Source organism: Paenibacillus sp. J31TS4, from assembly GCF_018403265.1.
Lineage (GTDB): Bacteria > Bacillota > Bacilli > Paenibacillales > NBRC-103111 > J31TS4.
This window is the reverse complement of sequence record NZ_BOSI01000001.1, coordinates 989,316-1,003,557: the sequence shown is the minus strand read 5'-3', so window position 1 is coordinate 1,003,557 and position 14,242 is coordinate 989,316. Positions and strand designations below refer to the sequence as shown.

Here is a 14,242-nt window from a genome sequence, read left to right as displayed (position 1 = left end):
GACGCGCCTGGTCGCGAGAATAGCCCGGCGGCCGGACGGCGGCCGGGAGAAGGGAGGCTATCCGTATGGGACGCCGCCAGAACGATCCAGTGGATCCGGTCATTCGCATGAAAAACGTCATCCTCGGCTGGGGCTTGGTCATCGGCATCGTCCTCGGCTGCATTGTGGGCATGCTGGCGGACAATCTGACAATCGGGCTGCTTGTTTTTGTGCCGCTCGGTTCGCTTGCAGGCTCCTTCCTTGGCAGCTGGAAGAGCAGATCGATGAAACAGGAATGAAAGGTTAGACAAGCCGGCCGCCTAAGGGCGGTCTTTTTCGTTTGCCGTTCCACGCCGTCATTCGGGCCTGCATCGATGGCGAGCCGGCCGGAACGCTCACGGCGCCGGTTCCTCCCCTACCACAGTGTATTCCATAGGCGAGCAAAGGAATCGCCGCCGTTAGCTGCCGATGTCAGCTGCGATCGCCGCCTCTCTGAGCAGACGGACGAACGGCCCGGCGGCGGGAGACGGCTCTTCGTCCCGCCGGCGATAGAGCGCGATCGGATTGCGGCCGGCGTCCTCCCGGACGAACACCCGGGCGAGCGTTCCCCGCGTGACCAGCTCCTGGACCTCGAGCGCCGAGACCAGGGCGGCGCCGTAGCCGGCCGCGACAATCTGGATCGCTTCGCTCATGCCGCTGCACTCGATGCCGGTCCGGATCATCGGCACCTGATGCGCCCGGCAGAGGGCGAGCAGCTGCTCCCGCGTCGAGCTGCCTGGCTCCTGGAGGACGAACGGCTCCTGCATCAGGTCGAATAGCCCAGCCGGCTGCCCGGCCAGGGGGTGGCCGCCGGGCACGACGAACCACAGCTCGTCGTGGAGCAGCAGCTCACGGTCGAGGCTCTCGTCCGCAAGCCTCCGTCCTCCCACTATCGCGAGATCGGCGCGGCGCTCGGACACGAGCCGAACGGCCTCTTCGGCGTGGCCGGTGAGCAGCGTCACCCGGATGCCGGTGTTCCGGCTCTTGAAGGCCGCCAGCACGCCGGGCAGGAGGCGGGTAGCCGGCAGATAAGTGGCCGCGATCGTTAAAGAGCCTGTCCTACCGGACTTATACTCCTCAAGCTTGCGGGCCGCCGCTTCCTCCAGCTGGAACAGCCGGGCCGCTTCCCGGGCGAGGAGCTGCCCGGCTTCGCTGAGAGCTATTCCGCGCCCCTTGGGGAGCAGAAGCGTCACCCCCAGCTCTTGCTCAAGCTGCTTGAGCTGCATCGTCACGGCCGGCTGACTGATCAGCAGAGCTTCGGCTGCCCGGGTCACGCTGCCGTGCAGCGCCACCATGTGAAAGATGCGCAGAGCATGCAAATTCATCTTCCCGTCCCCTTCCATTCATCAATTGAGCTTATGTAAAAATCAAAATCATATATTGGAATTATAACGGAAGTTCCCCTACGCTAACAGCAAGGCATATGAAAAAGCTTAGCGAAAGCGAGGAGTAAAAGAGATGGCGACACTATTTTGCATGGATTGCGGGCAAGAGGAAGCATGGAACTCGTCCCGCTTCCGCTGCGCTTGCGGCGGAACTTTCGACATCCGGCAGACTCTGCATAGGGACGACGCCGAACGGCTGAAGCGGTTGTTCGACGAGAGGCTGCGGCACCGGACAGGGGTGTATGCGAGCGGAGTATGGCGGTATAAGGAATTGATCGCTCCGGAGCTGCCGGAAGAAGCGGTGATCACGAGAGGGGAAGGGAATACAGGACTCTATGAGGCGGAGTCTTTGCGCCGGCGGGCGGGCGTCCGGAAGCTGTGGATCAAGGCGCTGGGCGAGAATCCGAGCGGTTCGTTCAAGGACCATGGCATGACTGCGGCGGTCTCCCACGGAACGGCGATCGGCAAGAGCCGATTCATATGCGCCTCCACGGGCAATACGGCCGCTTCTCTGGCCATGTATGCATCCTGGGCAGGAGCCGCGGGCTGGATTCTCGTCTCCCCAGGCGAGGTGGCTGCGAACAAGCTGCTGCAGACACTTGCCTATGGAGGGACCGTCATTCCGGTGGAGGGCGGCTACGACGCCGGGATCCGCTTTTTGACAGACCATGCCGAGCCGATGGGGGTCTATCTGTGCAACTCCGTCAATCCATGGCGGATCGAGGGGCAAAAAAGCATCGTCTACGAGCTGGCGCACCAGTTGAACTGGGAGATGCCGGATTGGCTCGTGCTCCCGGGCGGCGCACTCAGCAACGCGACGGCCGCCGGCAAAGCGCTCGCCGAGCTGCATACGCTCGGGTTTATCCGCAAGCTGCCCCGCATCGCGATCGTGCAGGCCGAAGGAGCGAGCCCGTTTCACCGAATGGTCGAGGCTGGGGAACGAGAGCTCACGTCGGTGACGGCGCCCTTAACGCGGGCGTCCGCGCTGCGGATCGGCGACCCGCCGAACTGGCGCAAAGCGCTAGCCTACGCGATCCAGGGTACGAACGGAGTGACGACAGCGGTGACGGACGAGGCGATTCTCGCCGAGAAGCGGGCGATCGACCGGGCGGGGATCGGCTGCGAGCCCGCCTCCGCCGCTTCGCTTGCGGGTCTCGCGAAGCTGGTTCGGCTCGGCGTCATCCATCCGGATGAGACGGCCGTCTGCCTGCTGACCGGCGGTCTTCTCAAGGACACGGATGCGCTTGCAGCCTTGCCCGCTTCCGCCGGTGAGGCCGCCTCGCCAATCCCCGACTCACCGGTCCCCCTCTTGGCAGAGGCGTTTGCAGCATGGCTAACCGGCCCGCTCGCTTGATTCCGCCGGCAAAAACGATTATTCTTTCCGATAACGGCAAAGCTTGAACGCAGGGCATACGTTAGGAGGAAAAGCGGATGAAACCAAGACTAAGAGCGGAAGGCATCATCGTGCGCGAACAGGAATCGCCAGAGGAAGGGGGGGCGCCGCGCACCTACGTGCTCGTGCAATGCGACCAATCCGAGTCGTTCTACCGGTTCCCGGGAGGAACGGTGGAATTCGGGGAGACGGCGGCGATGGCGATATCCCGGGAGCTCGTTGAGGAATTCGATCTGGAGGTCAAGCCGGAGGAGCTGGCTGCGGTCAGCGAGAATATATTCGAATACGAAGGACGTCGGCGTCACGATTTTACCTTGCTGCACTGGTGCCGGCTCGCTCACGAATCGGACATGCAGCTCGAGCATGTGCGCTGGCACAACGAGCACCCTACGGTCAAGCTTGTGTGGCGCCCGTTTGAGAAGCTGCAGGAGCGCCCCTTTTACCCCCACGGCATATTGGCATACCTGAAGTCCAAAAAACGCCAGACGATCCACCTCGTCCAGCGCAAGCGCTCCTAAGCGGAGTCGGACGCCGATACCGGGAATCGGGAGACACCCCCGCCGCATGCAGCGGCGGGGGTTTTTGGCATGCGAGAAAAAAGCTTCCTTTTTTATGGAAAGGCAAGTAAACTTGTCCTCACCAGCCGCAAGCGACGGGACACAGGAAGACTGGATCGCGATAGGGGAGGTCAGACATGGCGGATGCTGCAGCAAGGCAATGGGAGAAGAGGCTGCCGAAGGCGCGTATCATAGCTGAGGAGGCGGCCCGCGAGGCGGCGGAGCTGGCGAGAAGCCGGTTCGAGAACGAGAAGGACGTCCGGGAAAAGGGAGAGTTCGGGGATCTCGTCACCGCCGTCGATCTGATGGCCGAAGCGATCATTCTGAAGAAGCTGAAGGAAGCTTTCCCGGACGATCAAATTCGCAGCGAGGAATCCGGCTGGGCCGGTGTGGAGGGAGACTGGCTGTGGCTCGTCGACCCGCTGGACGGGACGAACAACTACGCGGTCGGCCTGCCGGTGTACGGGGTCGCGATCACGCTCCTGTACCGCAAGGAGCCGGTGCTCGGAGTCATTTGCGATTCGGCCATGCGGCATGTTTACACGGCGCAGGCCGGCCGAGGGGCCTGGCGCAACGGAGAACCGCTGCGGGCAGCGGCCCGTCGGCCCGGCGGTAGGCCGACGCTGGGCTGGATACAGGGACATGTTGTCCAGGGAGACACCCGCGCCATGGGGCTGAAACATCACCTGGATAGCGTGTGCAAGCGGGTCCTCCGGCTCTGGGCGCCGTCGCTGCTGTGGGCGATGCTGGCAAGGAACGACCTGGACGGAATCGTCCTGTTCAACTCCGAGGGAGACGATCTGTATGCAGGGGTGCTGCTGGCCAAGGAGGCGGGCATGCGGGTTTCCTGGTTCGACGGCTCTCCGTTCGAGGGAATGAGCCCGGAGCCGTATCTCATCGCTTGCCGACCGGAGCGCTGGGAGGAGCTCCAGGCGGAGGTGGCAGCCGGGCTGGAGGAAAGTTAGGCCGGCCAGCACCACAGCGGACAGGCCTCCGCAAGCGAACCTTCTGCAAGAGAAGCAAGCGGGGCACAAGAAAAAAGCGCGACAGGCTCACATGGGATGGACGCAGCCGGGCTTCGTCTCTAGATCTAAACAGGATTTCCGTCTGAGATTGACACAGCCTCTGGCATCCCATATGGTAAGAAAATGGAAATATCTACATAATCTATTAACAGGAGCAAGAAGGGGGCCGCAGGATGAATGGACTCCAAACATCCCGGAACGCCGGGAAGGAAGAGCGGAGCGGTGAAGAACCGGCTCTGTTGAAAGCGGTTCAAGTCCACAAGCAGTTCGGGCGCGGCAGCGGCGCCGTCCATGCGCTCAAGGGGGCGAATCTGGAGATACGCAAGGGACAGCTGGTCGCCCTGCGCGGGCGATCGGGTTCCGGCAAGACGACGCTGCTGAATATGCTGGCGGCGCTCGATCTGCCGACGGAAGGCGAGGTTCTGTTCGGAGGGCGCAGCACGTCCGGCATGAACGAGCGCGAGCGCGGAGAGATCCGGCGCCGGGAGATCGGTCTTATCTTCCAATCCTTCGCGCTGCTCCCGCTCATGACGGCTTACGAGAATGTCGAGTTCGGCCTGCGGATCGCGGGCGTCCCCGTCCGCGAGCATCAGGAGCTGACCGAGCGGGCTCTCGACTATGTCGGCCTGAAGCCGAGGATGAAGCACCGGCCGTACGAGCTGTCCGGAGGCGAGCAGCAGAGGGTGGCGATAGCCCGGGCGATCGCGCATCGGCCGAAGCTCGTTCTGGCAGACGAGCCGACGGCGGAGCTGGACAGCCGGATGGGGCTGCAGGTGCTCAAAGTATTCAAAGATCTAGTGGAGACGGAGAGGATGACGATCGTCCTAACGACCCACGATCCGGCCATTATGGAAGTGGTGGACCGAGTTTATGCACTGGAGGATGGACAAATTGTCGATGAAGGCTAGCTGCAAGACGCTTCTCGCGGCCGGAATGGCCGCAGCTCTCCTGCTGACGAGCGGATGCTCGCTGCTGCCCCTGGAGGAGGAGCCGCTCCAGCCGCCGCTGGTGAAGCCGGTGAAGGAAAGTCTGGATACGTACGAGGTCAAAAGGGGGACTATTGCGAAGCAGGTTCGTGGCTCGGGGACTTATGAATCCACCAAGCTCGCTTATCATCAGTTTACCGAGAACGGCGCGCGGGTGCGCAGCGTGCTGGTGAAGGCCGGCGATGAAGTCAAGCCGGGCGACATCCTCGTCCAGCTCGATCTCGACGAATTGGACGTTCAGCTGAAGCAGCGGCAGCTTGAGCTGGAGAAAGCGAAGCTGGCGGCCGATCAAGCCAAAGCCTCGGGTGACAGCCAGGACGCCAAGCTGAAAGCGATGGAATACGACATCAAGCAGATGCAGGTTGAGCAGACCCGCAAAAAGATCGAGAACCGGACGCTGAGGGCGACCATCGCCGGACAGGTGACCTTCGTCGACAAGCTGCAGCCGGGCGATCTGGCAACCGCCTACAAGCCGATCGTCATCGTAGCCGATCCTCATGTCGTCCGTTTATCCATGTCGCTGTCCAATCCGAACGAAGCGGCCGATCTGAGCGTCGGCATGGAGGCGACTCTTAAGAAAGGCAATGTGACCTACAAGGGCGTCGTCGTCCAAACGCCATCGTCCGCTCCGCGTACGGAAGACAAGCAGGAGCAGGAAAAGAACGCCAAGACTGTCTATGTGGAGCCCGTCGATAAGCCGGATGACGTCAAGATGGGCGAGAACGTCGATATCCTCATCACGACCAAGCAGAAGGAGGACACGATCGTCATCCCGGCGCGAGGGCTGCGCTCCTATTTCAACCGGTTTTATGTGCAGGTGCTCGACGGAGAGAGCCGCAAGGAAGTCGACGTCGAGAAAGGGCTCGAAACTGGCTCCGAGGTCGAGATCGTCAAGGGGCTGAAGGAAGGGCAGACGATCATTCTTCAGTAGCCGTGCAGCCCCCGGGAGCAGGAAGCCGAGCGGACTGCCGGCTTCCTTGTTTCCTTATGCACCAGACGCCGGTTGACCGGCTGGTCCGGGCCACGACCGGCGACCCAAAGGAGGAAGCAAGACTTGGCACTGCTTGTCATGATTGTGCGCAAAATGGTCAAAACCAAATGGCTGGAGCTCTCGCTCCTGCTCGGCCTGATCCTGTCGGTCGGGCTGATGAGCAGTCTGCCCATCTATACCGATGCGATCCTGCAGCGGATGCTGTTCAAGGACCTGCAAAATATGCAAACGGATAGCGGCAGCTATCCGGGGACGTGGTTCACCTCCGTGACGCTGACCGACGATACGAAGCCGCAGGAGAAGGCGGACATGATCCGACAGACGGACGAGTTCTGGACGAACCGGCTCAAGGAGCTTAAGCTGCCTCTTCTGCAGCAGGTGCGCGAACGACGGACCGACAGCTACGGCCTCGTGCCGGTGCAGCCGGACAAGGTCGACGCATCCGTCAACCGCGGCGCCTATATCGGAGCGCTGGAGGGGATGGAAGGGCATGTCAAGCTGATCGATGGGCGGATGCCGGCGAAGGAGCCGGTGAACGGCGTGTACGAAGCGCTCGTCGTCGACAAAGCCCTGACTTCGCTCAAGATGGTGCTCGGCAACGAATTCCTGCTGGAGAAGACGCCGGGAGACAAGCCGGTCAAGATTGTCCCGGTCGGCGTCATCGACCGCAAGAGCGAGCAGGATCTCTACTGGTACAATCCGGATTTGTCGATCTTCGACCGCACGTTCCTGATCGACTTCGACTTGTTCGAGAAGGAGATCTCCACCGGCAAGACGCTGCCTCTCCGCTCGTCCTCCTGGTACGGCGTTTACGATTATACGCCGATGGACATGGCCTCCGTAGCCAACTACAAGTCGGTCTACGACCGAACCGAGTCGTATTTCCGCAACTGGTCGACGAACTTCACGAGCTTGAAAGCGCCGGCCCATAAACTGCTGGCCGATTACCATCTCAAAGAAGAGCGGCTGCGCACGATGCTCTGGTCGCTCGTTGTTCCTGTGGTGATCGTGCTTGCTTTCTATCTGTACATGGTCTCGAATTTGATTATCGAGCGGCAAAAAACTGAAATTGCCGTCCTTCGCAGCCGGGGAGCGAGCCGGCTGCAGATTCTGGCCGGCTACGCGATCGAGGGCTTGCTCCTCGGAATCATCGCATTCGCGGCGGGACCGCCGGCGGGGCTGCTGCTGACCAAGGTGCTGGGCGCCTCCGACGGCTTCCTCTCGTTCGTCCAGCGCGCGTCGCTCAACGCCTCGATCAACGCCGCCAGCCTGCGGTACGCGGCGTACGCGGTCGCGTGCTCCATCGGGATGACGCTCATCCCGGCCTTTCTCGCTACCCGCGCCTCGATCGTCGACCAGAAGCGGCAGTCCGCCCGCCAGCACAAGCCGCTCATCTGGCATCGTCTGTTTCTGGACGTCATCCTTATCGCGGTCTCTATCTACGAGCTTCGTTCGTTCCGCGGGAGACTGGAGGATTTGACACTGAACGGACTGGAGGCGACCGATATCCGGATTGACCCGCTCCTGTTTCTGGTGCCGTCGCTGTTCATGCTCGGCGCCGGTCTCCTGCTCCTGCGGGTGTATCCTTACTTTATCCGTCTTGTCTATTGGCTGGGACGCCGCTTCTGGCCTCCCTACCTGTATGCGACGCTCATCCAGGTGGGACGCTCGGGCTCGCAGTATCAATTTCTCATGCTGTTCCTTATTCTGACCATCGCTACCGGGATGTTCGGAGCGAGCGCTGCGCGGACGATCAACCGCAACACCGAGGACCAGATCCGGTACGCCAGCGGAGCGGACTTCGTCCTGCAGGTGAAGTGGCCTGACAACGCCCCGCCGCCGCCGTCACCCGGGGAAGCGCCGCCGCCTCCCGCGCCGCTCGAGGCAGGCCGAAGCGGCAAGATTCAATACATCGAGCCTCCGTTTCAGCCGTTCACCGAGCTGCCCGGCGTGAAGCAGGCGGCCAAGGTCTTCATCCGGCAAGATGCTTCTTACAGCTTCGACAAGGAGAAAGGGTCCATCAAGCTGATGGGCATAGATACCGACGAGTTCGGCCGGACGGCGTGGATGCGGGACGGTCTCCTGGGCCACCATCTGAACGATTATTTGAACTTGATCGCCTCCGATCCTTCCGCCGTGCTCGTCTCCCGCACGCTCGCGGACGAAGCGGGGCTGAAGCCGGGAGACACGATCTTCGCAGGCTGGAACGGGACCGAATACAAAGCGTTCTCGGTATACGGCGTGATTGACTACTTTCCGACCTTCAATCCCAATCCGCCTCCCGGGTCGACGACGAGCAAGACGAAGCCAGCGCTGCCCAAGCTCGTCGTCGGACACCTCTCCTATATCCAGAACCATCTGGCGTTGGAGCCTTATGAGGTGTGGCTCAAGCTGGAACCGGATGCGTCCCGCGAGAAGCTGTACGCGGCCATCCAGGAGCAGAAGATGGAGCTGACGAAGCTGACGGATACGAGACAAAAGCTGACGACCGCCAAAAACGATCCGTTCCAGCTGGCGATCAACGGCGTCATGACGCTCGGCTTCCTGCTTGCCGCAGCAATCAGCTTCTGCGGTTTCCTGCTCTATTGGGTGCTGTCGCTGCAAGGACGGCTGCTCCAGTTCGGCATCATGCGGGCAATGGGCATTACGTTCCGGCAGCTTATCGGCATGCTGACGGCCGAACAGCTGCTCACCTCGGCCGCCGCCGTCCTCATGGGGCTTGCCGCCGGGCAGATCGGCAGCCGCCTGTTCGTGCCGCTGTTCCAGATTACCTTCAACCCGCAGACGCAGGTACCGCCGTTCCGGGTGGCGTTCGATCCAAGAGACACGCTTCAGCTGACGGTTGTCGTCGTCGTCATGATTGTACTCGGCCTCGCCATTCTGGGCTCGCTCCTCTCGCGGGTCAAGATTCATCAGGCGGTCAAGCTCGGGGAGGATTAACATGATACATTGCGAGAATTTGGTCAAAATTTACAAGGTTGCCGATCTCGAGGTCGTCGCGCTCCAAGGCCTCGATCTGCAGGTCGCCCCCGGCGAGCTGATGGCGATCATCGGCAACAGCGGCAGCGGCAAATCGACGCTGCTGAACATGCTGGGCGGGCTTGACCGTCCGTCCGCCGGAAGTCTCACCGTGGGCGGCAGCGACCTGCTCAAGATGTCGGAAAAGGACCTTGTGCAGTATAAGCGCGAGACGGTCGGCTTCGTCTGGCAGAACAACGCGCGCAATCTGATTCCGTATCTCACCGCGCAGGAGAATGTGGAGCTGCCGATTCTGCTGCACGGCAAGCGCAAGCGGCAGCGGGCGCTCGCGCTGCTCGACGCCGTCGGGCTTAGCCACCGCCGGAACAACCGGCTGAACGAGCTGTCCGGGGGTGAGCAGCAGCGCGTGGCGATCGCCATTGCGCTGGCGAATCAGCCCAAGCTGCTCCTCGCCGACGAGCCGACAGGCTCGGTCGACACGCGTATGGCCAATCAAATCCTCGACCTGTTCCGTGAGCTGAACCGGACGATGGGGCTGACGGTCGTCATCGTCACGCACGATCCGCTGCTCGCCCGCAAGGTAGACCGCGTCGTTGCCATTCGCGACGGCAAGACGTCCTCGGAGATGATCCGGCGCGTCTCCTATGCGGAGGAGCTGGCCGAGCTGGAGAGAGAGGCCGAGGAGGAGACCCACGTCGAGTACGCGGTCGTGGACAAGGCGGGGCGTCTCCAGATTCCGGCCGGTTATCTCGAAGCGCTGGGCGTCAAGGACAAGAACAAGCTTCGCGTGACGATGGAGGAAGGCCGGATCGTGCTGCTGCCTCCCGAATAAAAGGCAAGGACATGAAAAAAGCCACCCAACAGGGTGGCGCGCCGGGCAGTCGGTTCTTCGGAACAGGCTGCCCGGCTTTTTGTGCGTTCATGTTCGTTCCAGGCAATGTCGCCCTATTTGACAATAAGGACCGGGCAGGCGGCCCGGCTGGCTACCTTGTGGCTGACGCTGCCGAGCACGAATTCCTGGAAGGGGTTCAGGCCGCGGCTGCCGATCAGCACGACTTCCATCTTGTGCTCCTTGGCATAGGACACGATCGCCGTGCCGGGGTCACCTTCCAGAACGACGGTCCGGCCGGTCACGCCGGCTTCCTTCAGAACCTCCTCGATCGGGAGGAGACGGTCCGCCCGCTGCTCCGCCAGCGCTTCGAGATCCAGGCTGCGCAGCTGATCCGATTTGGAGCGGGTGCTGTCAATGACGTAGAGGACCGTCAGCTCGGCGTCCGGCCGCAGCCCGGCAAGACGGGCGGCTTGCTCCGCGGCGCGGATGGCATGCGGGGAGCCGTCGGCGGCCAGTAAAATACGTTTGTACATAGGTTCCTCCTGATTGGCGCATGATCTTCCTAAGAATGGCATCGCAGCCTGTCCTTTGTCAATACAAGACAGCGGGATCGATAGGCGCTGCCAATTTCCGCCGCAGGTTGGCAACCGCCCCATTTTGGGGTAATAACCATTCATTCAGGAGGTTCTGCCATGCAAGCTGTTTTTCTAGACCGGGACGGGGTGCTGAACCGGAGCCACTCGCTGAACCATTACCGCGACTTTCGGTTTCTGGAGGGGGCACGCGAAGCGGTCCGGCTCTGGAACGAGCTCGGCTACGAGGCGTTCGTCGTAACCAATCAGGGCGGCGTCGGACTCGGGTATATGACCGAGGAGGCGCTGCGGGACATTCACGAGAGAATGGTCCGGGATATCGAACAGGCCGGCGGCCGCATTACTGACGTCAGTGCATGCATCCACAAGCCGGGCGAAGGCTGCGCCTGCCGGAAGCCCGAGCCGGGCATGCTGCTGGAGCTGATCGAGCGCTATGGCGTAGATCCGTCGCAGAGCTTCATGATTGGCGACCGGGACGTGGACATCCGGGCCGGAGAGGGGGCCGGGCTCCGGACGATCTTTATCGGCGACAAGCAGCCGCCCGGCTGCCGTGCGGACTACCAGTACCCGAGCCTGCTGGCCGCCGTTCAGGGGCTTAGGGAAGCGGGCGTTCTTGGAGAGGGCGAGGCGCCGGCCGCTCCCGAGGAAGCTGGCGAGCAGCCGGCTTCTTCCGAGGAAGCGGGAGGAACGCCGCATTAGTCCAACAACGGCCTGAGAAGACATAACGAAGGGGGCAAGCCGCATGCAGACGGTATGGAAAGGAGCCATCAGCTTCGGGCTCGTCAATGTGCCCGTCAAGCTGTTCACCGCCACCCAGGACAACGACATTCCGATGAAGATGATGCACAAGACGCTCAACGTGCCGATCCAGTACACGAGAACCTGTCCGAAATGCGAGGGTGATGTGGACTGGAGCGACATTGTGAAGGGCTTCGAATACGAGCCGGGACATTTCGTTACGTTCGACAAGGAGGAGCTGAAGGAGCTGGCATCCGAGGACACCAAGGAAATCCGGATTCTGGACTTTGTGGAGTTGGAGGAGATCGATCCGATCTACTACCAGAAGACGTATTACCTGGCCCCGGACCAAACCGGTTCCAGCGCCTATAATTTGCTGCTGCAGGCACTCAAGGAGACGAGCAAGATCGGCATTGCCAATATCACGATCCGGTCCAAAAGCAGCCTGGCCGCCATTCGGCCGATGGACGACTGCCTCGCGATGTCGACGATGTTCTATGCCGAGGAAATCCGGCCCGTGGAGCAGGTCCCCAATCTCCCGAAGCAGAAGAAAGCGAGCGAGCGCGAGCTGGAGATGGCCAAGCTCCTGATCGAGCAGCTGACCTCGTCATTCGAGCCGGACAACTATGAGGATGAATACAAGGAGCGGCTGCAGGCCGCCATCGACGCCAAAGTGGAGGGCCGGGAGGTCAAGGCGGCTCCGGAGGAGAAGAAGACAAACGTCATCGATCTGATGGACGCGCTTCAGGCGAGTCTCGAGCAGGTGAGAGGAAAGGCGGGGAACGACAAGCCGGCGGCGGGCCGCGGCAGGGGAGCTGCCTATTCGGCTGCCAAGCGAAGCAAAAGCGCCGACGCGCCCGCGAAGCGGAAGAAGACCGGAACGAACGCGAAGCGCACGGGAGCGTAGCGGATGAAGCCGTTTCTCCCGATGTCTCCGATTCTGACCGATACGCTTCCCGAAGGGGACGAGTGGACGTATCAGCTGAAGTGGGACGGGTTCCGCATCATCGCCTGCGTCCAAGACGGCACGGTCCGGCTGTTCTCCAAAGCGATGCAGCCCAAGACCGATACCTACCCCGAGCTTGCGGCGGCGCTTTCCCGGTGCAGGGGGAGCTTCGTGCTAGACGGGGAGGCCGTCCTGCTGGATCCGGAGACGGGGAGGCCCAGCTTCCAGCGCATGCAGCAGCGGGACAAGCTGAAGCAGCGGTCCGCGATCGCGAGAGCGGCCGAACGCAGTCCGGTTCAGTACGTGCTGTTCGATGTGCTGGAATGGGAGTCCCGCAGCCTCTGGACAACGGGCTACGAAGAACGGGACGCACTTCTGAGGGGGCTGTTCCCCGAACGTGAAGAGTCCATCTGGCTGGCGGACCGGTTCGAGGACGGGCAGGCACTGTGGACGTGGGTGGAAGCCAACGGCTGGGAAGGCGTGATCGCCAAGCGGCGGGACAGTCTGTACACGGAAGGCAAGGAGCATAACGACTGGTACAAGCGCAAAACGGTGCAGCGCTTCGAGGTGGAGGCGGTTGGCGTGACCATTCGGGAAGGACGGCTGGCCAGCCTCGTCATGAGCAGGGAGGGCCGCTTCTTCGGCAAAGTATCGTCCGGACTAAACGGGCGGCTCAAAGAACGTCTCCTAGCGCTTCCTCTCTCTGCTCCCGGCGCGAAGTCGCCCTACTTTGCCGAGCTGCCGGTCGAGCTGCGACCTGTGACCGTACGCTGGCTGAAGGAGCCCATTCCCTGCCTGGTGACTGGGCAGGAGACGACCGAACGGCATCTGCTGCGTCACCCCAAGCTGCTGACGATAGGAGGCGAAGCGCCATGAGCGAGGCAACGAGCGGCGTCCTGAAGGTAGAGGGACACGAGCTTGCGATCACGCATCCGGACAAGATGCTGTGGCCCGATCCGGGCATCACCAAGGCGGTCTATCTGCAAAAGCTGATCGCTCTCTCTCCCTACTTGCTCCGGTACTGCCGGAATCGGTACTTGACGACGATCCGGTATCCGGGCGGGGTGGGCGGGAAGTCGTTCTATCAGAAGAACGCGCCGAAGCCTACGCCGGACTTTGTCCGCACGGCCGAGCTGGACGGCGTGACATACGTCAATCTGGATTCGCTGCCGACACTTCTCTGGCTGGGCAATCTCGGCAGCCTCGAATTCCATCCGTCTTTTCAGTACATCGGCGGCGAGGAGCCTGCCGAATGGGTGCTCGACATCGATCCGAGCGTCGAAGGAGATCCGCGTCTCATGGAAGCGGTGGCACGGATCGGGGAGGTGCTGGAGGGGCTCGGCATCGCCTCCGTTCCCAAGACGTCGGGCGCTACAGGCGTCCAGATCGTCGTCCCGATCGAACGGGGCTATACGTTCACCCAGCTGCGCTCGGTCGGCAAGCTGGTCGGTACCTATCTGTCGGAGAAGCATCCCAGGCTGTTCACAATCGCCCGTCCGCTCCAGGAGCGGGGGAAGAGAATCTATATCGACTATGTTCAGCATTGGGCCGGCAAAAGCCTCTCGGCCCCCTATACGCCGCGGGGGCGGAAGGAAGCGACTGTGTCCACTCCGCTTACGTGGGAGGAGGTGCGCGCAGGCGTCGACCCGCGCGAGTTTCACCTGCTGTCGATTGAGGAAAGGCTGCGGGACAAGGGGGACCTGCTGCAGCAGGTGCCTCCCCAGTCACTGGACGCGGTGCTCGAGACAGCCGCACGATTGCCATGAATGTTTTTTCCTTTCGTTCCTCCGCTTGGTATA

General features: G+C 61.9%; 14 protein-coding genes. 12 read left to right on the top strand and 2 right to left on the bottom strand.

Annotation, left to right across the window (positions count from 1 at the left end; genetic code table 11):
* The first annotated feature begins 65 nt into the window (after positions 1-65).
* Positions 66-278, top strand: coding sequence for a hypothetical protein (locus tag KJS47_RS04630; RefSeq protein WP_213523198.1), 213 nt, complete (start codon positions 66-68; stop codon positions 276-278).
* Between the two features lie 159 nt (positions 279-437).
* Here the strand turns inward: KJS47_RS04630 and KJS47_RS04625 are convergent, their stop codons facing one another.
* Complete coding sequence (locus KJS47_RS04625; RefSeq protein WP_213523196.1) at positions 438-1,343, bottom strand: LysR family transcriptional regulator; 906 nt, start codon at positions 1,341-1,343, stop codon at positions 438-440.
* A 133-nt stretch (positions 1,344-1,476) separates the two neighbouring features.
* On the opposite strand from KJS47_RS04625, the gene thrC reads away from it, so the two are divergent.
* The 7 genes from thrC (at position 1,477) to KJS47_RS04590 (ending at position 10,166) form a co-directional block, all read left to right on the top strand.
* Positions 1,477-2,757, top strand: a complete 1,281-nt coding sequence (gene thrC, locus KJS47_RS04620; protein ID WP_249716108.1) for a threonine synthase — start codon at positions 1,477-1,479, stop codon at positions 2,755-2,757.
* A 77-nt stretch (positions 2,758-2,834) separates the two neighbouring features.
* Positions 2,835-3,314 carry an NUDIX hydrolase gene (locus KJS47_RS04615; RefSeq protein ID WP_213523194.1) on the top strand — a complete coding sequence of 160 codons (480 nt, stop codon included), beginning with the start codon at positions 2,835-2,837 and terminating at the stop codon, positions 3,312-3,314.
* A gap of 176 nt (positions 3,315-3,490) precedes the next feature.
* The gene (locus KJS47_RS04610) at positions 3,491-4,318 is read left to right on the top strand and encodes an inositol monophosphatase family protein (protein ID WP_213523192.1); all 828 of its coding nucleotides are present in this window, start codon (positions 3,491-3,493) and stop codon (positions 4,316-4,318) included.
* A 233-nt stretch (positions 4,319-4,551) separates the two neighbouring features.
* Positions 4,552-5,286, top strand: a complete 735-nt coding sequence (locus KJS47_RS04605; RefSeq protein ID WP_213523190.1) for an ABC transporter ATP-binding protein — start codon at positions 4,552-4,554, stop codon at positions 5,284-5,286.
* Positions 5,276-6,295 (top strand): efflux RND transporter periplasmic adaptor subunit, encoded by a 1,020-nt coding sequence (locus KJS47_RS04600; protein WP_213523188.1) that lies wholly within the window; start codon positions 5,276-5,278, stop codon positions 6,293-6,295. Before KJS47_RS04605 ends, KJS47_RS04600 begins: the two co-directional genes overlap by 11 nt.
* A 123-nt stretch (positions 6,296-6,418) precedes the next feature.
* Complete coding sequence (locus KJS47_RS04595) at positions 6,419-9,295, top strand: ABC transporter permease (RefSeq protein WP_213523186.1); 2,877 nt, start codon at positions 6,419-6,421, stop codon at positions 9,293-9,295.
* Between the two features lies 1 nt (position 9,296).
* Complete coding sequence (locus tag KJS47_RS04590; protein WP_213523184.1) at positions 9,297-10,166, top strand: ATP-binding cassette domain-containing protein; 870 nt, start codon at positions 9,297-9,299, stop codon at positions 10,164-10,166.
* Positions 10,167-10,279: 113 nt separating this feature from the next.
* On the opposite strand, the gene KJS47_RS04585 is transcribed toward KJS47_RS04590, so the two are convergent.
* The gene (locus tag KJS47_RS04585; protein ID WP_213523182.1) at positions 10,280-10,699 is read right to left on the bottom strand and encodes a universal stress protein; all 420 of its coding nucleotides are present in this window, start codon (positions 10,697-10,699) and stop codon (positions 10,280-10,282) included.
* A 159-nt stretch (positions 10,700-10,858) separates the two neighbouring features.
* Here KJS47_RS04585 and KJS47_RS04580 point away from each other — a divergent pair, with 159 nt between their 5' ends.
* Genes KJS47_RS04580 through KJS47_RS04565 form a run of 4 tightly spaced genes read left to right on the top strand, consistent with a single transcriptional unit; the run spans position 10,859 to position 14,209 of the window.
* Positions 10,859-11,458, top strand: a complete 600-nt coding sequence (locus KJS47_RS04580; RefSeq protein WP_213523180.1) for a D-glycero-alpha-D-manno-heptose-1,7-bisphosphate 7-phosphatase — start codon at positions 10,859-10,861, stop codon at positions 11,456-11,458.
* Positions 11,459-11,501: 43 nt separating this feature from the next.
* Positions 11,502-12,404 carry a non-homologous end joining protein Ku gene (gene ku, locus KJS47_RS04575; RefSeq protein WP_213523177.1) on the top strand — a complete coding sequence of 301 codons (903 nt, stop codon included), beginning with the start codon at positions 11,502-11,504 and terminating at the stop codon, positions 12,402-12,404.
* 3 nt (positions 12,405-12,407) lie between these two features.
* Positions 12,408-13,319, top strand: coding sequence for an ATP-dependent DNA ligase (locus tag KJS47_RS04570; protein ID WP_213523175.1), 912 nt, complete (start codon positions 12,408-12,410; stop codon positions 13,317-13,319).
* The gene (locus KJS47_RS04565; protein WP_213523173.1) at positions 13,316-14,209 is read left to right on the top strand and encodes a DNA polymerase domain-containing protein; all 894 of its coding nucleotides are present in this window, start codon (positions 13,316-13,318) and stop codon (positions 14,207-14,209) included. Before KJS47_RS04570 ends, KJS47_RS04565 begins: the two co-directional genes overlap by 4 nt.
* Positions 14,210-14,242 lie beyond the last annotated feature (33 nt).

Bases quoted from the DNA above. Each gene is read 5' to 3' on its own strand.
- KJS47_RS04630 (WP_213523198.1), top strand. From the start codon at position 66: ATGGGACGCCGCCAGAACGATCCAGTGGATCCGGTCATTCGCATGAAA.
- KJS47_RS04625 (WP_213523196.1), bottom strand. From the start codon at position 1,343: ATGAATTTGCATGCTCTGCGCATCTTTCACATGGTGGCGCTGCACGGC.
- thrC (WP_249716108.1), top strand. From the start codon at position 1,477: ATGGCGACACTATTTTGCATGGATTGCGGGCAAGAGGAAGCATGGAAC.
- KJS47_RS04615 (WP_213523194.1), top strand. From the start codon at position 2,835: ATGAAACCAAGACTAAGAGCGGAAGGCATCATCGTGCGCGAACAGGAA.
- KJS47_RS04610 (WP_213523192.1), top strand. From the start codon at position 3,491: ATGGCGGATGCTGCAGCAAGGCAATGGGAGAAGAGGCTGCCGAAGGCG.
- KJS47_RS04605 (WP_213523190.1), top strand. From the start codon at position 4,552: ATGAATGGACTCCAAACATCCCGGAACGCCGGGAAGGAAGAGCGGAGC.
- KJS47_RS04600 (WP_213523188.1), top strand. From the start codon at position 5,276: ATGAAGGCTAGCTGCAAGACGCTTCTCGCGGCCGGAATGGCCGCAGCT.
- KJS47_RS04590 (WP_213523184.1), top strand. From the start codon at position 9,297: ATGATACATTGCGAGAATTTGGTCAAAATTTACAAGGTTGCCGATCTC.
- KJS47_RS04585 (WP_213523182.1), bottom strand. From the start codon at position 10,699: ATGTACAAACGTATTTTACTGGCCGCCGACGGCTCCCCGCATGCCATC.
- KJS47_RS04580 (WP_213523180.1), top strand. From the start codon at position 10,859: ATGCAAGCTGTTTTTCTAGACCGGGACGGGGTGCTGAACCGGAGCCAC.
- ku (WP_213523177.1), top strand. From the start codon at position 11,502: ATGCAGACGGTATGGAAAGGAGCCATCAGCTTCGGGCTCGTCAATGTG.
- KJS47_RS04570 (WP_213523175.1), top strand. From the start codon at position 12,408: ATGAAGCCGTTTCTCCCGATGTCTCCGATTCTGACCGATACGCTTCCC.
- KJS47_RS04565 (WP_213523173.1), top strand. From the start codon at position 13,316: ATGAGCGAGGCAACGAGCGGCGTCCTGAAGGTAGAGGGACACGAGCTT.